Origin of the sequence: Pseudoalteromonas ruthenica (assembly GCF_008808095.1) — a bacterium.
Taxonomy (GTDB): Bacteria; Pseudomonadota; Gammaproteobacteria; order Enterobacterales; family Alteromonadaceae; genus Pseudoalteromonas; species Pseudoalteromonas ruthenica.
This window is the reverse complement of the sequence record NZ_CP023396.1, coordinates 2050623-2070000: the sequence shown is the minus strand read 5'-3', so window position 1 is coordinate 2070000 and position 19378 is coordinate 2050623. Positions and strand designations below refer to the sequence as shown.

Below are 19378 nucleotides of genomic sequence, written 5' to 3'. Positions count from 1 at the left end.
AAATGTAGCGCTTTTTATGCCAATTTACGCACAGAGACTGAGTCCGTCATAGGTTTAATCATTCCCGTGTTTACTTATTCGTTTTTACTCAGTGGTGTGAATTGGCTTTTTTATCTTATTCTCGCGATGTTGCCGACAATGGCTTATAACAAGCGAGGTTTATGCTAACTTAAAGCAGAGGAGAGAACAAATGACCTGGGAATATTTAGGCTATGTCGCTTCTGCTTTATTAGTTACGTCACTGGCGATGAGCGATGTCGTGAAACTGCGTTGGTTTAATCTCGCCGGCTGTATCGCGTTCACTGCCTATGGGGTCGCCATTGCGGCGTGGCCAGTGGCACTGACCAACGCCTTACTCTCTGTTGTTAACATCTATCACTTGCACAAATTAGCCCAGGCTAAACGTCAAAGCGCAGGCTGACGCTGGTAGCGACGCTGGCCTGCCAACCAAGTTTCTAACACCTTGGTTTGCCATACCTGCTGCACCGGGGCATGAATAATGTCGGTGTCGACAAGGATAAAATCTGCCCACTTGCCTTTTTCTAAACTGCCAACCTTAAACTCCTGGAAGGCGCTGTAGGCAGCGTCTAGAGTGAATGCTCGCAAAGCTTGCTCGCGCGTGAGCAATTCTTTAGGACGCCAACCTTGCTCAGGTAAGCCTTGATGGTCTTGGCGTGTGATAGCGCTATAAAGACCATGGAAAGGGTTTGCAAGCTCCACGGGAAAGTCTGAACCCGCTGCCACACGAGAGCCTTGCTCTAAAAATGTACGCCACGCATAAGCGCCTGCTAGTTGTGAGTCGCTTAAGCGTTGCTCGGCCATATGCATGTCAGAGGTGGCATGAACCGGCTGCATAGAAGGAATAATCTTAAGTGCTTTAAAGCGCGGGATATCATCGGTATCAACAATTTGCGCATGCTCAATACGGTTACGTAGCAAAATACCACCTGTGCGTTTAAAGACATTCTCGTATGCGTTAAGCACTATTTGGTTCGCTCTGTCGCCTATAGCGTGGGTATGAGCGGAGAAACCATGCTTAAAGCATAAACTGAAAATATCCTCGAGCTGTTGTTGGTCCTCAAGCATCAGGCCTCGATGCCCCTTTCTGTCAGCATAGTCTTGCAGTAGGGCGGCGCCACGAGAGCCTAGCGCGCCATCCGCGTACACTTTCACACTGCGAATGGCCAACATGTCTTCATTATCATCGACTTTACCAGCTTTGAGCATGGTCTCGAGCTTAGCATCGGTGGCCCCGAGCATAGCGTAAATGCGCAGCGGAAGGTTGTTGTCTTTGGCGCGTTGTTTATACAGTTGCCACGTATCAAAATCGATGCCGGCATCATGGGCGCTGGTAATACCTAAGCTTAATAAATGTTGACCGGCTTTATCTAAGGCTGTGGCGAGAGCTTTCTCGCTGCGCTTGGGAATGTGTGCTGTGATCAACTGCTCTGCTTTATCTATAAACACGCCGCTCGGATTCCCTTGAGCAGTGCGTATTATCTCACCTCCGGCTGGACTTGTTACCTCACTATCAAGACCTGCTAACTCCATGGCTTTGGAGTTGACCCAAATAGCATGACCATCTACGCGACTTAATACCACGGGTCTGTCGCTTACGAACTTGTCTAAATCTGCGGCACTGGCGAAGGTTTTTCCAGGCCAAAGTTCCTGGTTCCAGCCACGACCTATAATCCATGGCTGTTCAGACTGTGCGGCGAACGCTTGAAGACGCTTTCCCACCTCTGCAACCGAGGTTGCACCGCGTAAATCAAGCTGCATTAGGTTTTGCCCTAAGCCAATGATATGACCGTGTGCATCGATAAGGCCAGGAAGTAGCACCTTACCTTGGCCGTCGATGCGCTTTGCATCAGGGTAGCTTTTACTAAGTTGTGCTTTGCCGCGATTGATCACTCGCCCATCTTTAATCACTAAGGTTGCAAAGGTCTCAAGCTCGCCTTTTTGAGTGGGTGTATAGCCTTTTATGTTATGAATAACCGTGGTTTGTGCCAATACTGTGCAAGGTATAGAGCACATCATTAATAGTGCAACGAGTTTGTTTTTCATCATTTTTATCCTCTGTTAGCAGCTTTGTGAATGTAGCAAATTTATACGCAAGGGAACAGCCGGGAAGGGGAGGATAATTAAGCAGCAACAAAAAGGGCCGCTAAAGCGGCCCTTATCATCAGCACTTGGCTGTTTAAACCTTAAAGCGGTCCACAGATTGGCGCAGCTCTTCAGCGAGCTTGGCCACTTCAGTACTTGATTCTGAAGTCTGGTCGGCCCCTTGAGCTGTCTGCTCAGCGATAGAAACAATTTGCTCCAAGCGCTCACTTATTTCTTGCGACACTTGCTGTTGCTCCATCGCTGCCGATGAGATTTGCTCGCTCACATCGTGTGCAGTGGCAACGGCGTGAGTGATTGAGTCTAGTGCAGTGGTCGCATGCTCACTTTGCTCAACACAGGACTCGGCTTGTTGACGGCCTTTCGACATCGCTTCTACAGCAGCTTGAGCTCCGGTTTGTAGTGATTCAATCATATTTTGAATCTCTTGCGTCGACTCTTGTGTCTTACTTGCCAACGAGCGTACTTCGTCAGCTACAACGGCAAAGCCTCGCCCTTGTTCGCCTGCTCGTGCGGCTTCGATTGCAGCATTCAATGCCAGGAGGTTAGTTTGCTCGGCAATGCCACGAATAACATCCAAGATACCGCCAATTGATGCGCTGTCTTGATGCAGCTGATTAATAACCTGTGAGGCGTTATCAACTTCAATAGCCAACTGTTCGATAGTTTCTTTGTTTTGGTTAGAGATCCCTTTAACACGGCTAGCTTCGCTGTCGGCATTCTTAATCTCGCTCAGTGCTTGTTGAGCACTGTCGTTCACTGCCTGAGAGGTACTACTCATTTCGGTTGTGGCAGTCGCGGCTTGCTCTACCTGAGCGCGCTGCGATTGAATTGCGTGGCTTGACTCAGAGGTGATGGTCGACGTCTGCTCTGATGCTGCAGCAAGTTGTGTTGAACGCGAGATGATGCCTTGAATCAAAGCTCGCAAGCTGTCAATTAGGGTATTACAACTGCGTGCCAGCTCACCAAATTCATCTTGTGCACTGTCGTCTAAGCGTTGCGTCATATCTCCCGAGGCAACAATATTAAGTACGCTGTTTACTTCACTCAATGGTTTAGTAATACGGCTTACGGTGAAGTAAGCAACAATCACTGCGATGATGGTGGCTATGATCATGCCCAACCAAGTCCACAGGTTAGCGGCACTGACATCGGCACGTACACCTTCTTGTTGCTTGAAGGCAAGGTTATTTACTTGCTTCACTAAGGTGGTCAGGTTTTTGATCGCCTGCTCAGTGGTTACTTCTGAGTTTTCAAGATTAACCGTGGTTTTATCTAAGGTATTAAGTAATTCCAACTTGTTTGCGGCAAGTGAACTTGAGCCTTTAACCGCATCGCTAATGGTACTCACATAGGTATTTAAATCACTGTACAGTGACGCATCTTTAGCGCTTACAGCTTCTTCAATCAGCCCCATTGAGCGTTCAAGCTCGTCCATATAAAACAGTTGGTCGTTCTTAATAATTTCCAGCGTTTGCTTATTCTTAACAGACAGAATGTCGTTGCCTGTGGTGGCAATTGCGGTGAGGTTGTTTTCCAATTGCGTAACTGCCTGGTAAGCGCGTGGTGAGTCTTCTTCTAGGCCGTCTAAGTCAGAAATATCAAGAACCACAGAAATGGCATCTTCTGCGTTTAGGTCGATATCGTCAAACTGGCTGCGCAGTGTATTGCGAAGCGCCAGCGCTTTCGCTTTATTGCTAAACAGCTGAGTGACTTGGCCCTCAAACTGGGTGTAAGTTTTTTCTACGGTTTGCGCGAGCTGTTTTAATTCTGGCTCATCAGCAACCACATCCATAAGGTTCGCCATGGACTTGTCAAAGCGCTTTTGCTCTTTATTGTAAGCTTGTTTTAGCTCAGCAAGGGACTTTTCATCCTCGCTATTGTAGGCGCCCAGTGCAGCTTTACTCATGAGCACAAATTCAACTTGTAGCTCAGAGCTTTTATCTAAAGCAGGTAAAGAAAGTTGGTTAACACTTTGCGTCGAGCTATCAATATTCGCAATGCGAACAAGAGAGTTGCCACCTATAACCAAAAGGAGGAGGGTGATAAAGATGAATCCACCCCAGATACGTTGACTCACAGTAAGCTTCATAGATGTTCCTAACTACATAAAATATCTTAACTTATCGGCAGGATTAAGGATAAATTAAGGTAACTATTGCTAAAATGTAACAACTTTTTGCGTTTTTATCAGCTTATTGCGATAAAAATTCGCATTGCTTTACAACTTTTTTCTTACTCTGCAAGTCCATCAGAGTCATGCTGCCACCCCAAACACATCCTGTGTCCAAAGCATGTACATTATCTCGCCCGGTTTTGCCTTCTAGTGCCGCCCAATGCCCAAATACAATGTCAAAATCATCATGCTGACGATGGCTGTGAGCAAACCAAGGTACAAGCTGATCATCACACCCTGGTTTACCTTTTTCTTTTAGGTTTAAAGCACCGCTGGGTTCCACAAAGCGCATGCGGGTGAAACTATTGATAGTATAGACAAACTTTTCCATTTCGCTGAGAGAATCGCACCATTTTACAGGTCTGTTTTCGTACATGTGCGCGAAATAATGGGCTGCGTCTTTTCCTTGATAACAGCGCTGCGCTTGTTGCGCTTGCTCAAGAGCTTGCGCAAGTGACCAATGTGGAGACAAACCAGCATGGCATACCAGAGTGTTTAGCGGTGCTAACCAAAGAGCTAAGGGTTGGTTACGTAAAAACGCGAGTAGGGAATCAAAATCATCGGCGGCAAATAAAGGGGCGAGTTTATCTTTTGGGTTGGGTTCTTTATTTAATGCTGCACAAGCCAGTAGGTGTAAATCGTGATTACCTAAGGTGACACTCACACTGCCTTGCAATTGCGCAAGTCGGCGCAGACATGACAGCGAGTCGGGACCGCGCGCAACGATATCACCCACACAATAGAGATGATCTTGGCTGGGGTTGAAATCAACACGCCGCAACAGTGCATCAAATTCATGATAACAGCCTTGCAGATCACCTATTGCGTATAGCGCCATGAGCTTAGTGTAAAATGTTGGGGCAGTTCAGGCGGAAAACATCAATGGGCGCCTGGAACTCATTGCCAAATTCGCTGCGCATCACGTAGTAGCCTTGCATGGTGCCTACGGGAGTTTCCAACACTGCGCCACTGGTATAACTGTAACTTTCACCCGGGCCGATGGTTGGCTGCTCGCCAACCACGCCTTCACCTTCTACCTCGACTTCTTTGCCATTGGCGTCGGTGATAAGCCAATAACGACTGACGAGCTTGGCGCTACTCAGGCTGTGATTCTTTATCGTGATGTTATAAGCAAATACGTATTTGTCTTGCTCTGGCTCCGATTGACCTTCAACGTAGAAGGTCTCGACATTCACTTTAATCGCTGAATCTGTACTACTGCTTGTTGTCATATAACCAATTCGCAATCTCAATAAATTGTTGTAAACTCAGGCTTTCTGCTCGCAAACTTGGATCGATACCTAGGCCTTTTAGCTGCGATTCATCCAATAAATTGCTCAAGCTATTTCGCAGTGTCTTACGGCGCTGATTAAACGCTTCTAAACACACGGTATTAAGTAACTTAGTATCTTTAGCGCTGCGTTGTGCTTTGTCTTTCGGCACTAAGCGCACCACGGCCGAATCCACCTTAGGTGCCGGTTTAAAGCAATTAGGCGGCACTTCAATAACAGGAATGGCATGGCAGTAATATTGTGTCATTACGCTCAAACGGCCAAAGGCTTTGCTACCTGGACCTGCGACCATACGATTAACCACCTCTTTTTGCAGCATAAAGTGCATATGCTCCACCTCATCAACAAAGTTGAATAGGTGGAATAGCAGTGGTGTTGAAACATTGTAAGGCAGATTACCAAATATTTTTAATTTGGCGTCGTTGCGTAGCAGCGAGGAAAAATCGAATTTCATCGCATCGCCTTGATGTACCGTTAGCTTCGGTGCCATAAAAGGGTGGTGAATCAGGCGCTCGGCTAAGTCTTTATCAAGCTCAACCACGTTAAGGTGATCGGTCAACTCGCACACCGGTTCGGTGATTGCGCCCAAACCTGGGCCAATCTCGACTAGGTTATCGCCCGGACGCGGGTCGATAGCGGTGACTATTTTGTCAATGACGGTTTCGTCATGAAGAAAGTTTTGCCCGAATCGCTTTCGAGCATAGTGGCCTAGGTGTAATTTATCTGTCATTGTCTCTTAGCTTTTTTGCTCGCCATTTTGATTGCTTCATTTAAAGCAACGCGAAAACTGCCAGCGTCTGCTTGGCCACTCGCAGCTAAGTCAAGGGCAGTGCCGTGATCGACTGAGGTGCGAATAAAAGGGAGGCCAAGGGTGATATTTACGGAATTTCCAAAACCCTTATATTTTAACACAGGCAACCCCTGATCGTGATACATCGCTAGTACTGCATCCGCCTCATTGAGGTATTTATCTTGGAAAAGGGTGTCTGCAGGAAGGGGGCCCACTAAGTTCATACCTTGTTGATTTAGCGCTTCCAAGGTCGGAGTGATCACTTCAATTTCTTCACGGCCAAGGTGCCCGCCTTCGCCAGCGTGTGGGTTTAAACCACAGACTAAAATGCGCGGTTTGGCAATTGCGAATTTAGTACGTAAATCGTGCTCAAGAATACCAATTACCTTTTTCAAGCGCTCTTCTGTAATGGCTTTGGCTACATAGGCCAGCGGGATGTGCGTGGTGACTAACGCAACTCGCAGTCCTTGTGTTGCTAACAGCATCACGACATCCGGGGTATTTGATTGTTGTGCAAAATATTCGGTGTGCCCGCTAAAAGAAATACCCGCTTTATTAATGATACCTTTGTGAACTGGGCCTGTGACGATGGCATCGAACGTGCCATCCATGTTTTTCTCACAGGCAATACGCAGAGTATCAAGCACATATTCGCCATTTTTCTCATCAAGTTCACCAGCCACCACAGGCGTTGCTAAATCGACTTGATGGATATACAACTCACCCGCTGCGCTGGGCTGGGCAGGAGCTTGCTCATCAAAAGGCGTTAACCGTAGCGGCAGACCCAGCGCTTTGGCTCGTTGTTGCAATAGCTTAGCATCAGCAATAGCGACCAGTTGTGCGGGCCACTGCTGCTGTGCTAATTCAAGCAATAAGTCCGGGCCTATGCCAGCCGGCTCCCCCGGAGTAATGGCGATACGTAAGGTCATAACCATTAATCCTCTGCGAAGATCTCAATGTGCGCTTGCTCGCGGATCTCCTGCTGGAACGCAAAGCTCTCTTCTTTGAACTTACGATTATATAGCAGCTGTTGAGCACGGTTTTTCTTCGCTAAATCGGTTTTATCGGCGACGCGTTTATCTAACAGCTGCACGATGTGCCAGCCGAAAGTGGAACGGAACGGTTCACTGATCTCGCCTTTTTCTAGCGACATTAACGTATCGCGAAACGCAGGCACATAGGTAGTAGGGTCGGTCCAATCGTACTCACCACCTTTAAGCGCTGAGCCCGGATCTTCAGAATATTCTTTTGCCAATTCGGCAAAGTCAGCATCACCGGCACGCAAGTCTTTGACAAAGCCTTCAAGCATTGAGCGTGCTTTCTCTTCACTCAATATAATTGAGGGCTTGAGAAGAATGTGACGTGAGCGCATCTCGACAGTTTCCACGACTTGGCGGCCACGCACGTCTTGTACTTTAATGATGTGAAAGCCCGCGCCACTGCGCAGTGGGCCAACAATCGTGTCCTTTTTCTTACCTTTCACTGCCTCGGCAAATAATGAAGGCATTTCATTGGTGCTCATCCACCCTAGCTGTCCACCTTCGAGCGCCTTAGAGCCACTGGATGAGGCGATTGCGATACGCTTAAACTCTCGGCCTTCTTCAAGTAATTCAATTACTTTAGCTGCACGGTCTTGCGCACTGGCAATTTCCTCTGGCGTTGCAGAGCTGGGAATATCGATAAGAATATGGCCAATATCATATTCCTCACTGTTGCCGCCTTGCTGCTCCATAATTTGTAAGAGGTTTTCAATCTCTTGCAAGCTAATGTAGATACGACGATCGACGTTAGCGCGCAATACCTGCTGAGTGGTGATCTCTTTACGAATATCTTCACGGAATTGGGCGAAGCTTTCACCGGATGCTTCCACAGAGCGACGCATGTCGGCAATCGTACCGCCTTGGTCTTTAGCCATGGTTGCAAGAGTTTGATCAAGCTGGCCATCGGAGATTTCTAAGCCCATACGGTCGGCCATTTGCATCAGTAAGGTTTGATTGACGAGTCGCTCAATAGCTTGCACACGTAAAGCACTGTCAGTGGGAAGATCTTGACCACTTTCTTTGGCTTGTGCTTTTACTCGGTTAACAATGGCGTCCACTTCACTTTCAAGGATCACCCCTTCGTTAACGATACCTACGACTTGGTCAATAAGTTGTTCTTGTGCTTGTACACCCTGAGATAACCCTAGGGCGAATAAAGTTGTTGCTAAAAAACGTCTGAATTTCATACTTTTTATTGCTTTAATTGGTAAGGAAATAGGGGCGACGGTAGCCAAAAATGCCTTCTCTAAGTAACTTTTGTGCATCATAACTGCTCTTGCCTCCAAGTCCTTTAAGGACAAATTTGATGCCGATCCCCGAGTCGAAGATGGCTTGCTCTTGGTTTATGCTTTGGTTTAAGTCCGTTTCTATTTGTCTGCGGCCAGTGATCTGCACTGCCCAACAACATGACTCATACTGTAAACCACTGAACACTTCGATGCTACGACCGGTTTCAATATCACGGTGGTAGCTGGCCACGAATTGCCAGTTATCGTCAATTGGGACACTGGTAAACATACCTATTTGCTCAATTGTATTCCCTGAGACATCGTTTGCATAGCGATGGTTCAACTGCACCAACTCATTATCGTCGCCCTTATAATCTAGGGTCACATGGGATTGGATTATTTGCTTGCCATCGGTGTCATACTGAATGCCGCCGGAGAGATACCAACGACGGTGCCAGTGCCACATGGCTTCACCGGCGAATAACGCGTTGTAATTGTTTTCGCCGGCAAAGTCTTGCTCTGTGGGTTTAGCAGAATCAGAGAGATAAAATATTTGCCCGACACTGAGGTTAAATAATTCCTCATTTTGTTTATCAAAGATACGCGTTGTCGCCCCGAGGGTAATTTGGTTAGCCGCAGCGATGCGGTCTACACCGGAGAAACGACGATCGCGGAACAGGCCATAAAAGTCGTCTTGGAGTTTGGTGGTATCAAACAGGCCAATGTTATTTTGGTCTTTATTGGGGGTGTACAAATATTGAATTTGTGGTTCCAGGGTTTGAATACCATCTTCGACGAGTAAACTGGTGTCGCGCTCGAAGTTAAGTTGGCTGTATAGGCGAACTTTCGGTAGGGTTCTGTTTACCGTTTGCTCATACTGCGTCCCTTCAAGGTTACCTTGCTGGTCATAATAAGTGTGCAGCACACTGAACTCGGAGAGAAATGACCACGCATAACGCTCTTCACTAAAACGCAGTTGCGGTTCTATGTGCACTCGTGTGGCTTCATCAATAGTTCGCGTGCTGTTACGGAAATGGCTCAACTCGCCGCTTACTGTGGCGTCAAACCAACCCAATTTATAGGCATTCGTCTGTGTAAAGCCGATGCGAGGCAAGGTTGTGTAGGACTCAAGATGGTCGCCCAGGACTTCATAATCTTGCAATTGTATATCAGTGCGCCAACGCTCACCCAAATGGGTAAGAATCCCCGTACGGGCTAAGTGGGTGTCGGTTTTATTGGCGTAATTAGAATTCAAATCCGTGAGGTAGTTATCGTCACTCACATTCGTAATATCAACGCCTGCACGCCAGACATCACTAAAGTAGCTCTGCTGCTGCCAGTGGAATAAATAACGGTTTCCAAGCTCGCGCTCACTTTTATCTGAATCCAAGTATTCGAGCCCTAGCAAACCTTGGCTGCTCGGGGTTAAATAACGAAACTCAGACTGCAGCTGAATACCTTTTTTGGACATATAGCGCGGCGTTAATGTGAGGTCGTAATTAGGAGCCAAGTTGATGTAGTAAGGAGTGATAGTCTCCACGCCAAATCGGTTTGAGCTGGAAATCTGTGGTGCTAAAAACCCTGTTTTGCGTTTATCATCAATAGGAAAGGTAAAATAAGGCAGATACAACACCGGAGTGTCATAAATTTTCAGTGTGGCACCGTAGGTCTCGCCCCAACCTTCTTTTTGCGAAAGAATGATTTTATCGGCGCTGATTGCCCAGGTTTCGCTATCGACTGGGCAGGTCGTGAAGCTGGCATTACTCAGCTCTAAGGCGTCCTCATTAACCTGCAATTGTTCAGCGCCACCACGGCCTTGCTGTTGAGTGAGCTGATAATCGGCACCAAGAAGGCTGATATTAGAGTCGTTTAAGCTTGCATTTAAGCCGCGACTGGTGATTTTAGAGACACCGTCTCGGTAAGTTAGCGGCCCAGTCGCATTTAATAAACCTTGTTGTTTGTCGATCAGTGCCGACTGCGCTTGTAAGCTCATGGTGCGCGTATTGATGTTGACGTTGCCGTCAAACTGAGCACTATCTTGGCCTATTAATTCAACGTCGTCGGAAACAATTTCTACTAGACCCAAGGGTAAGTTAGGGGCTTGCCAAGGCGCAGGGCGTGAAGCAGCTAAGCAGTGCGCTACCTTCATATTTTGTGATAACTGTTTTTTATCGGTATCTGTGTGCTCTTGCGCCGAAGCGGTGTTGGCCGCAAGCTCTGCTGTGCGCGCAAAAACGGCGCCTGCGCTGGCACCATACAGGGCGAGAATAACCATGCCCCACAATTTATTCATCGACTTCCCTTAAACTTAATGTTGCTTGCCAAGTGCACTGGAAATAAGCATGACATAATAAAGCAATTTTTCCGTAATTACATCCGCTGACAAAGCGATGTCAGCGGATAAGGGTTAAAAATTGTTAGCAATAAAAGCGCTAGGGTATACAACTAGCTGCGCTACTGGGTCATGCTTTCGCTTGTTAGTTCGATGATTTTTCGTCACTATGTGGTGCACATTGGTTTTCAGAGGTATTTAGGTGATGTGGGGCAAGCTTCTTGGTGCCTGCTTTGGCTTTATGTTTGGTAAGTTTCTTGGCGCCTTATTGGGGCTGTTCGTTGGGCATATGTTCGATAGAAGCTTAAAGCAGGACTTTGACCGTGCTGGCGGTTTTCGTGGCTTTTTTAACCACGAAGATGTATCTCAGCGCCAAGCCTTATTTTTCTCTAGTTGCTTTGCTGTCATGGGGCACATTGCGAAATCCAACGGTCGCGTCAACGAGATGCACATTCGTGCAGCTACACAGTTTATGGATGAAATGGGCTTAAGTGGTGAAGACAAGCGCGAAGCTCAGCATGCATTTCGCGCGGGGAAAGAGGCTGATTTCTCCATGAATGCGACGCTGCGAGAGTTCCGCGAGCATTTTGCCGGGCGCTTCGATATGTTGCAGTTATTTTTGGAAATCCAAATTCAGATGGCCTTCAGTGATGGTCACTTAGCCGAGCAAGAAAAAGCGCTGTTGGAGCAGGTCGCCAAAGGGCTGGGTGTCAGTAAAACCCATTTTAACTTTATCCTCAAACGCTACCAAGCCGAATTTGCTTTTCGCCAACAGCAGCAACGCTTTTCTCAGCAACAACAGCAGCATCATCAAGGGCGTACATCAAGTACCAGCGATGCGGGTATGAATCGTCGTCAGGCGTTGGATATTCTTGGTTTGGAAGAGGGAGCGGATGCGCGCACTGTTAAAAAGGCCTACCGCAAGTTGATGGCGCAGCACCATCCAGATAAGTTAGTCTCTCAGGGCCTTCCTGAGCATATGATGAAGTTAGCGCAAAAGAAAAGTCAGGATATCCAAGCGGCGTATGAGTACTTAAAGGCTTAGAATAAGCGCCGCAGAAAACCGTCGATTTCCGTTGCTAGGCGGTGTATTTGCTGCTGCTCACTAAGCTCAGCGAATAATGTACGTTGGCGGTAATCAAATTTTCTGTTTTTCTCTGCCCAGAGTCGTCGCTGTGGCCGTTGCTGTGTGGCCCAGCTATGATCAAAAGGGGTGTACACGTCGAGCACCGCAGGGGGCATCACTGATAAATTGGCGCTAATGTGATGGTGGCGCGCAGGGACCGGCAAGTAGGCGCCCACAGCAATAAACGCGTTAATATCCACCTGTAGATTATCGACAAAGTACTCACTGAGTAAGCCGGCGCTGCGCCCAGCAGCGAACACACTAACCGCTTTGCCTTGCTCTTGTGCCCGCTCTAGCAGACTAGTAAGTTGTGCGCTTAAGCGCTGTTGTTCTTTATCCAACAGTTCAGAGGAGATGGCTTGTTGATAGCCTGGGACATAACTGGGTTGCGGCTGCTCGGTTTCGTCAGCAGGTTGTGGAGGCGGCTCCTGAGATTGCTGCGTTTGGTCTTGTTGCTGCTCTTCGCTAGCGTCTTGCTGGGCAGCTTCGCTCTGTTGCTCATCGTCACGTGTTGCTGGGTGGTTAACTAAGAGGTAGCTGCTGTAGCCACGCTCACTGAGCAGTGCCCGTAAAAAAATAAAACCACGTTGATTACCATAGGGGTCGTCGATGCTCGGGATCATAAGCACTACACCGCGGTGCTCTGACGCCATATGTGGGCGAAACACCACACTAAACTCTTCCCCTTTGGCGAGTAGCGTTTGTGTCTCATCGAGGCTAGCTAGGTAATGCCTATCGAGGGCCGGGCTGGCATTGGCTGGCCATTGCACGAGCAACCCTATTAATATCAGTATCAATCGCAGCACAGACGTTAAACACCCTCTATTATTTTTATATCTACATAGCTATCGGCCAACGTCATAAAAAGTTTAGAACGGACACGAAGCGGTGAACTCCATCATCTCTTCGTTACTAGGATGGCGTAGCTGTAACCAAGTGGCGTGTAGTTGTAGCCTATCTGCTCGGGCTTTGGCGCGTTCGTGGGCGTAAAGTCTATCGCCGAGGATCACATGTCCTAGGCTAAGCATATGTACGCGTAACTGGTGACTGCGACCGGTGATAGGGGTGAGCTCAACACGGGTGGCGTCCTGCTCATAATCAAGCACCTGATAATGCGTGAGTGAGGGTTTTCCTCGGTCATGATCGACCATTTGCTTTGGCCGGTTCGGCCAGTCGCAAATAAGGGGCAAATCGACGCTACCACTTTGCTCTTTTAGGTGGCCCTCAACCCGAGCAAGGTAACGCTTGGCCGTTTGCCGCTCTTGGAACTGCATACTTAGGTGGCGGTGTGCGGCTTTATTTAATGCCAGACAAATAACCCCGGAGGTAGCCATATCCAGGCGGTGCACAATTTTGGCGCTAGGAAAAACAAGGTTAGCGCGACGGATCACACAATCAGCATGCTTAGGGTCTTTACCGGGAACGCTGAGTAAACCACTGGGTTTATCCAGTACTAATAAGTCATCATCTTGGTAAAGAATGCGCAGATAAGGAGTGCGCGGTGGATTATAGTGTAACAGCATGGCCAGCCCCGTTAGATAAGGCCGGCCATTTTAAAGAAATGCTTAGTGGCTGACAACGATTAAGCGAATGGCATCGAGTTTAACCTTGGCTTTGTCGATGTAATCATCCATTTGCTGCTTGTTATCACGATAATAACTGAGCTCCTCGTCACGAATATTCGGATTGATTTCTTTCAGTTTTTGCAAGCGAGTCAGCTCTGTATCCAGAGCCTGATGCATGCTCTGTTTGGCCTGCTCACGTAGTTGCTCCATGTGCACCTGCGCCTGCTCATTACCTTGCTCAATTAGCGGGTGAATGGCACTTTGTAATGCATTTACGAGTTTCGAAGCCGTTTGTCTGCCAACGGCATTTAATTGCTGATTAAAGGTATCAAAGGCAACATTGGCGCTGAGGTCGTTACCGCCCTTATCCAGTAGCAGTCGTATGGGAGTCGGCGGTAAATAGCGGCCTAATTGTAATGATTTCGGAGCCATGGCTTCGGCGATGTAGACCAATTCAACAAAGAAGGTGCCGGCCGGCAGTTTTTTGTTTTTAAACAGCGCCACCGAAGCGGTGCCAAAATCGTCATCACAGATCATCTCCATCGCCCCTTCGACCATGGGGTGATCCCAACTGATAAAGTGCAAGTCTTCTTGCGCAAGCGCCGTGTCTCTATCAAAAGTGACACTGATGCCTTCTTCTTTTAAGCAGGGGAAGGTGGCACCAAGCATGTGCTCCGTGGGTTTGAGGATAATGCTATTTTCGCCTTTGTCTTCTTGGTTTACACCCCAAATATCAAACACATTGATCATGTAGCTGGGCAACTCAAAGCTGTGGTCTAAGGCATTGATATCCTGCACTAGGTGCTCAGACTGGCCTTGGCCGCTGGAGTGCAGCTCTAATAACCGGTCACGTCCTGACTCCATTTGCGCTTTGAGCGCTAGATAACGCGCATGAACGCGCTGTACCAGTGCTTGCAGCGGTTCATCTTGGTAGCTGCCATCAGCCAGTAACTCGATGAGCTCATCGCCAAACTCTTGATTGAGAATATGCCCAGTGCTGGCAGTGTGTTCAAAGGCATTCAATCCATGGTGATACCACTGCAGCAGGATGTCTTGTGCAGTGTGTTGAAAATAAGGCACGTGAATTTTAATGTCTTCGCTTTGACCGATACGATCTAAGCGGCCAATGCGCTGCTCTAGAAGGTCTGGGTTGAGCGGCAAGTCGAACAGCACGAGGTGGTGAGCGAACTGGAAGTTGCGCCCTTCAGAGCCAATCTCAGAACAAATAAGGACCTGAGCACTGTCTTCAATGTCGGCAAAGAATGCGGCGGCGCGGTCACGTTCAATAATGCTCATACCTTCATGGAACAGTGCGGCCTTGATCCCCTCGCGTTCACGCAGTGCTTGCTCAAGGCTTAACGCGGTTTCGGCTTTAGCACAAATCACCAACATCTTTTGCGGCTTATTGGCGTTGAGGGTGTCGATAAGCCACTGTACCCGAGGGTCGAATTGTGTCCAGCTGCTGTCTTGACCCTCGAATTCTTGGAACATTTTCTCTGGGAACAGCGCGCGCATGGCGTTGAGCTCAGCCGGCCCTGAGCTGCCTAAACTGCCCATTACGTTCATCGCCGTTTGGTATTGCGACGGCATTGCCATTGGGTAGGTGTGCAAAATACGCTCGGGGTAGCCGCTTATGCCACTGCGGCTGTTACGGAATAAAATGCGCCCTGTGCCATGACGGTCCAGAAGCTGCTCTAGCATGCTGGCTTTCGCTTGCTCATCGCCCTTAGCAATACCGGCAAGTAGTGCTTGCGCTTCGCTACCTAGCAGGTTGGTAAGTACTTGCTGTTGTTCAGTGCTCAGAGCTTGTTCTTGGAGTACGCTATTGGCTGCGTCAGCAATGTCTTGATAATGTGACTCTTGGGCAACAAAGGCGTCGTAGTCATAGAACCTGTCAGGGTCGAGCAGTTTCAAACGGGCAAAGTGACTTTGGTGGCCAAGCTGATCTGGGGTGGCGGTAAGCAAAATAAGACCGGCAATATCGCGACTGAGCTCTTCAATGCGCTGATACTCGGTGCTGGGGTTATCCACCGACCAGCTTAGGTGATGCGCTTCATCAACCACCATAAGGTCCCAATCCGCCAAGGTTGCTTGTTCAAACCAGCGTTTTTTCTTGGTTAGGAATTCTAAGCTAGTGAGCACCAACTGTTCGGTCTCAAACACATTGGGGCTGTCGGCATAGGCTTCGGCGCAGCGCTCCTCATCAAAAATGGCAAACTGTAAGTTAAAGCGGCGCAGCATTTCTACTAGCCATTGATGTTGTAAATTCTCCGGCACGACTATGAGCACGCGCGCAGCGCGCCCGGTAAGCAACTGTTGGTGCAAAATCATACCGGCTTCAATGGTTTTACCTAGACCCACTTCATCGCTGAGTAACACGCGCGGAGCAAAACGTTGTCCCACCTCACGGGCAATATGCAATTGGTGCTCAATAAGGCTAGCGCGTTGCCCAATTAACCCTTTTAGTGGTGACTGCGCGCGCTGGTAGCGATGTTGCCACGTGTTGTAGCGCAGCGTGTAACGGTCGAAACGGTCTACTTGACCAGCAAAAAGCCTGTCTTGAGGCTTATTAAACTTAATAAAATGATCGAGAAAAGTTTCTTTGAGTTCCACCGGTTCGTCATTATCAAGACGTTTGCCTACGTAGGTATATAAGCCATCGCTTTGTGTTACTTCGCTGACCTCAAGTTCCCATTCATCAGCACTGCGAATAGTATCGCCAGGATTGAACTTTACACGGGTAACGGGGGCTTCACTTTGTGCATAGACCCGGTTTTCCCCGCTTGCAGGAAAAAGAATGCTTACTTGGCGTCCTTCCAATGCAACTACGGTACCTAATCCTAAATCGGACTCGGTATCACTGATCCAACGTTGACCTAAGGAAAAATTCATTACTTGCTCGACTCGACTTTGATTTACCTAGGCTTGAGCGCGTTGGCCCAAGCAAAAAAAGGCGGCTATATTAGCGTGCTCTTGATTGATTATCACCACAAAACGCAGAAAAGTTTCTACGCTTGTGTGTTTTATATACAGCAGCAAAAGAAGGGCATTTTTGCAAACAAAAAAGTGTGATTTTCATCGTCTTTTTTACTGTCATAAAAGCGTCTTTTGTAATCCATAGACTAAACTTGAAGTATGCCGTTACTGATTCAGGCTGTTTATTGAGCTGCGGCGGCATACATACAATAAAAGACAAATAGGAACGCGCTATGGACCAAGACCGCCACGCTACCAGTAGTAAAATGTATGTGCTCGACACCAACGTATTACTCCACGAACCCCTTGCTTTCCTCTCTTTCCAAGAACACGATGTAATTGTTCCAATGACTGTCCTCGAAGAGCTCGACCACATAAAAGACCGCAAACGTGATGTGAGTCGCGATGCACGAGTGGCTATTCGTGCACTCGATGAAGTATTGCGCGATGCCACCCCAGAGCAAATGTTGCAGGGGGTGCTATTGCCCAGTAATAAACGTGCACCAGAAGCGCCTCGGGGTAAGCTCATTATTGTTAATGATCATTTGTTTGCAGATAGCATCTCTGGGCTGCCTGGGGATGAAAACGATCACCGCATCATTAACTGCGCAGTGTATCTGCAAAAGCAGTACAGCGATGCCAAAGTGGTGCTAGTGACCAAAGATATCAACATGCGTCTTAAAGCCAAAGGTGCGGGTCTGCATTATGTTGAAGATTACCGTACAGACCAACTGATTGATGACATTACACTACTGACCTCAGGGTATAAAAAAATAGAGGGTGATTTCTGGCAGCATGTTGGGGAGTGTGAAACCGAGCAGCAAGGGCGCGATGCGCTTCATCACGTTGCCAGAGAGTTGGTACCTGATGTCTTTGCCAATGAATATTTGCTTGATGACAGTGGCCATTTCGCGGCTCGTGTAGTTGGCTATGATGAAGCACATATAACCCTAAAAGACCTAGGAGTTGAACGGCTATTGGCGCGCAGTGCCTGGGGCGTTAAACCAAAAAATATTTACCAAGGCATGGCCATGGATGCCTTGCTCGACCCAGATATCGAACTGGTGTTACTCACAGGCCCGGCAGGGTGCGGCAAAACGATTTTAGCCTTAGCGGCCGCCCTTGAAATGATCATCGAAAAAGGTATATACGACAAACTAATTGTGACCCGCAACACCCCTGAAATAGCGGAGTCTATAGGTTTTTTGCCAGGCACAGAGGAAGAAAAAATGGCGCCTTGGCTGGCAGCGATCACCGATTCTTTGGAGGTGTTGCACAAAGGCGATGAGAACCCGATTTCCAGTCGCAACTATATTATGGAAAAAGCCAATATTCAGTTTAAATCGGTGAACTTCATGCGTGGGCGTAGTATCCAAAATGCCGTGGTATTGCTTGATGAGAGCCAGAATTTAACAGCCTCACAGTTGAAAACGATCATCACGCGCTGCGGGGCGGGCACTAAATTGATTTGTTCGGGGAATCTGGCGCAAATAGACAGTAACTATCTGACCCCAGTGACATCGGGTTTGACCTATATCGTTGAGCGCTTTAAGCATTTTGAGGGCAGTGCCACCGTAAATCTAAACGGTGTGGTGCGCAGTCGCCTTGCTTCATTTGCTGAAGAAAACCTCTAAGCATACAAGCTAATTCACTGTGTATGTGGCTAATTTCTGCCATATATTCAGTGAATTGTTAGGTATTTATGTCTAAACTGGGTAAATACGTTAAATAGCGGGTAAATTGCAGCCTAATTCATTCTTTTGTATTGGTTCTGCAAGCAGTTAAGACAAACTAGGGCAAATAAATGAGGTCAGCACGTATTCTTGTTGTCGATGATGACGAGTTAAATCGGGTGGTTTTGGAGAAAACGCTGAGCCCCAAGCACAAAGTGTTTGGTGTCGAAAGTGCTGAGGCCATGTTCGAGTGGTTAGCGACTAACAGTGTTGATCTGATCTTGCTGGACATCGTCATGCCCGGTATGGATGGTTACGAAGCGCTGCGTAAGCTTAAGCATGATGAGCGCACACAGCCTATTCCTGTCATTATCATTTCCGCCAATGATTCTCTCGTTGATGAAGCTAAAGGCCTTGAGCTAGGAGCCATGGACTACATAACCAAACCCTTTGGTAGTGCCATAGTGCGCGCGCGCGTTAAAAACCAGCTGACTATCAAGCAAAAGAACGACCTATTAGAGATGCTGGCCAGTATCGATGGCTTAACCGAAATCCCCAACCGCCGTTATTTTGATGAACAGCTCTCGCGGGAGTGGCGGCGCAGTGTCCGTGCTGGGCTGCCGTTGTCTGTGGTGCTCATTGATATTGACTTTTTTAAACGCTACAACGATCACTATGGCCACCAACGCGGTGATGAGTGTTTGAAGAAAGTGGCTTCAACCTTGGTGGCCAATTGTCAACGTGGTAGTGACTTCGTCGCTCGATATGGCGGTGAAGAATTTGCTGCTGTGCTGCCAGGGAGTGAAGAGGGGACAGCCATGGCGTTGGCACAAAAGCTAAAACGCGTTATAGAAGAGCTTAACGTGGCGCATATAGACTCGCCTGTTGCTGACCATGTCACTATCAGTATGGGGGTGTCCACCTATCCTGGTTTTGGTGATGCGCAATCGGAATCACAGCTTATTGAGCGCGCTGACAAGGGTCTTTATAAAGCGAAGCAACAAGGGCGTAACACCATTGTATTTTTCGCATAAAAAAAGCCACCCTGTGGGTGGCTG

At 48.0% G+C, this 19378-nt stretch carries 15 protein-coding genes; 4 read left to right on the top strand and 11 right to left on the bottom strand.

Annotated elements, in window-relative coordinates; translation table 11 throughout:
- The first annotated feature begins 190 nt into the window (after window positions 1–190).
- Window positions 191–421 carry a YgjV family protein gene (locus PRUTH_RS09670; protein WP_045979623.1) on the top strand — a complete coding sequence of 77 codons (231 nt, stop codon included), beginning with the start codon at window positions 191–193 and terminating at the stop codon, window positions 419–421.
- Here PRUTH_RS09670 and PRUTH_RS09665 read toward each other — a convergent pair.
- The 8 genes from PRUTH_RS09665 to lptD all read right to left on the bottom strand — a co-directional run bounded on the left by PRUTH_RS09665 (window position 406) and on the right by lptD (window position 10797).
- The gene (locus tag PRUTH_RS09665; protein WP_151173162.1) at window positions 406–2067 is read right to left on the bottom strand and encodes an amidohydrolase; all 1662 of its coding nucleotides are present in this window, start codon (window positions 2065–2067) and stop codon (window positions 406–408) included. The two genes, PRUTH_RS09670 and PRUTH_RS09665, sit on opposite strands and share 16 nt — an antisense overlap.
- Before the next feature lie 130 nt (window positions 2068–2197).
- On the bottom strand, window positions 2198–4213 hold the full coding sequence (locus tag PRUTH_RS09660) for a HAMP domain-containing methyl-accepting chemotaxis protein (RefSeq protein ID WP_151173161.1): 2016 nt from the start codon (window positions 4211–4213) through the stop codon (window positions 2198–2200).
- A gap of 103 nt (window positions 4214–4316) precedes the next feature.
- The gene (locus tag PRUTH_RS09655) at window positions 4317–5135 is read right to left on the bottom strand and encodes a symmetrical bis(5'-nucleosyl)-tetraphosphatase (RefSeq protein WP_151173160.1); all 819 of its coding nucleotides are present in this window, start codon (window positions 5133–5135) and stop codon (window positions 4317–4319) included.
- A gap of 4 nt (window positions 5136–5139) precedes the next feature.
- Complete coding sequence (gene apaG, locus PRUTH_RS09650; RefSeq protein ID WP_022946351.1) at window positions 5140–5529, bottom strand: Co2+/Mg2+ efflux facilitator ApaG/CorD; 390 nt, start codon at window positions 5527–5529, stop codon at window positions 5140–5142.
- Entirely contained in the window at window positions 5513–6319 is an 807-nt protein-coding gene (gene rsmA / locus PRUTH_RS09645) for a 16S rRNA (adenine(1518)-N(6)/adenine(1519)-N(6))-dimethyltransferase RsmA (protein ID WP_022946350.1), read from the bottom strand. The genes apaG and rsmA overlap by 17 nt, the downstream gene beginning before the upstream one ends.
- Window positions 6316–7308, bottom strand: a complete 993-nt coding sequence (pdxA, locus tag PRUTH_RS09640; RefSeq protein WP_151173159.1) for a 4-hydroxythreonine-4-phosphate dehydrogenase PdxA — start codon at window positions 7306–7308, stop codon at window positions 6316–6318. The genes rsmA and pdxA overlap by 4 nt, the downstream gene beginning before the upstream one ends.
- Before the next feature lie 5 nt (window positions 7309–7313).
- Window positions 7314–8606, bottom strand: a complete 1293-nt coding sequence (surA, locus tag PRUTH_RS09635; protein ID WP_022946348.1) for a peptidylprolyl isomerase SurA — start codon at window positions 8604–8606, stop codon at window positions 7314–7316.
- Between the two features lie 13 nt (window positions 8607–8619).
- Window positions 8620–10797: an LPS assembly protein LptD gene (lptD, locus tag PRUTH_RS09630; protein WP_151173736.1), complete on the bottom strand. Its 2178-nt coding sequence runs from the start codon at window positions 10795–10797 to the stop codon at window positions 8620–8622.
- Window positions 10798–11185: 388 nt separating this feature from the next.
- On the opposite strand from lptD, the gene djlA reads away from it, so the two are divergent.
- Window positions 11186–12025 (top strand): co-chaperone DjlA, encoded by an 840-nt coding sequence (djlA, locus tag PRUTH_RS09625; protein WP_045979617.1) that lies wholly within the window; start codon window positions 11186–11188, stop codon window positions 12023–12025.
- On the opposite strand, the gene PRUTH_RS09620 is transcribed toward djlA, so the two are convergent.
- From PRUTH_RS09620 to rapA, 3 genes are all read right to left on the bottom strand, one after another.
- Window positions 12022–12876 carry a DUF3530 family protein gene (locus tag PRUTH_RS09620; RefSeq protein WP_045979616.1) on the bottom strand — a complete coding sequence of 285 codons (855 nt, stop codon included), beginning with the start codon at window positions 12874–12876 and terminating at the stop codon, window positions 12022–12024. The two genes, djlA and PRUTH_RS09620, sit on opposite strands and share 4 nt — an antisense overlap.
- A gap of 99 nt (window positions 12877–12975) precedes the next feature.
- A complete protein-coding gene (rluA, locus tag PRUTH_RS09615) occupies window positions 12976–13629 on the bottom strand; it encodes a bifunctional tRNA pseudouridine(32) synthase/23S rRNA pseudouridine(746) synthase RluA (RefSeq protein ID WP_045979615.1) in 654 nt (217 codons plus the stop codon).
- A gap of 42 nt (window positions 13630–13671) precedes the next feature.
- Window positions 13672–16563, bottom strand: coding sequence for an RNA polymerase-associated protein RapA (gene rapA, locus PRUTH_RS09610; RefSeq protein ID WP_151173158.1), 2892 nt, complete (start codon window positions 16561–16563; stop codon window positions 13672–13674).
- 317 nt (window positions 16564–16880) lie between these two features.
- On the opposite strand from rapA, the gene PRUTH_RS09605 reads away from it, so the two are divergent.
- Both PRUTH_RS09605 and PRUTH_RS09600 read left to right on the top strand, forming a co-directional pair.
- On the top strand, window positions 16881–18281 hold the full coding sequence (locus PRUTH_RS09605; RefSeq protein WP_022946341.1) for a PhoH family protein: 1401 nt from the start codon (window positions 16881–16883) through the stop codon (window positions 18279–18281).
- 170 nt (window positions 18282–18451) lie between these two features.
- Complete coding sequence (locus PRUTH_RS09600; RefSeq protein ID WP_045979587.1) at window positions 18452–19354, top strand: diguanylate cyclase; 903 nt, start codon at window positions 18452–18454, stop codon at window positions 19352–19354.
- Window positions 19355–19378 lie beyond the last annotated feature (24 nt).

Excerpts from the sequence above, each read along its gene's own strand:
- apaG (WP_022946351.1), bottom strand. The coding sequence starts at position 5,529 with ATGACAACAAGCAGTAGTACAGATTCAGCGATTAAAGTGAATGTCGAG.
- PRUTH_RS09660 (WP_151173161.1), bottom strand. The coding sequence starts at position 4,213 with ATGAAGCTTACTGTGAGTCAACGTATCTGGGGTGGATTCATCTTTATC.
- pdxA (WP_151173159.1), bottom strand. The coding sequence starts at position 7,308 with ATGACCTTACGTATCGCCATTACTCCGGGGGAGCCGGCTGGCATAGGC.
- djlA (WP_045979617.1), top strand. The coding sequence starts at position 11,186 with ATGTGGGGCAAGCTTCTTGGTGCCTGCTTTGGCTTTATGTTTGGTAAG.
- lptD (WP_151173736.1), bottom strand. The coding sequence starts at position 10,797 with ATGAAGGTAGCGCACTGCTTAGCTGCTTCACGCCCTGCGCCTTGGCAA.
- PRUTH_RS09655 (WP_151173160.1), bottom strand. The coding sequence starts at position 5,135 with ATGGCGCTATACGCAATAGGTGATCTGCAAGGCTGTTATCATGAATTT.
- PRUTH_RS09665 (WP_151173162.1), bottom strand. The coding sequence starts at position 2,067 with ATGATGAAAAACAAACTCGTTGCACTATTAATGATGTGCTCTATACCT.
- PRUTH_RS09670 (WP_045979623.1), top strand. The coding sequence starts at position 191 with ATGACCTGGGAATATTTAGGCTATGTCGCTTCTGCTTTATTAGTTACG.
- PRUTH_RS09605 (WP_022946341.1), top strand. The coding sequence starts at position 16,881 with ATGGACCAAGACCGCCACGCTACCAGTAGTAAAATGTATGTGCTCGAC.
- PRUTH_RS09600 (WP_045979587.1), top strand. The coding sequence starts at position 18,452 with ATGAGGTCAGCACGTATTCTTGTTGTCGATGATGACGAGTTAAATCGG.
- rsmA (WP_022946350.1), bottom strand. The coding sequence starts at position 6,319 with ATGACAGATAAATTACACCTAGGCCACTATGCTCGAAAGCGATTCGGG.
- surA (WP_022946348.1), bottom strand. The coding sequence starts at position 8,606 with ATGAAATTCAGACGTTTTTTAGCAACAACTTTATTCGCCCTAGGGTTA.
- rluA (WP_045979615.1), bottom strand. The coding sequence starts at position 13,629 with ATGCTGTTACACTATAATCCACCGCGCACTCCTTATCTGCGCATTCTT.
- rapA (WP_151173158.1), bottom strand. The coding sequence starts at position 16,563 with ATGAATTTTTCCTTAGGTCAACGTTGGATCAGTGATACCGAGTCCGAT.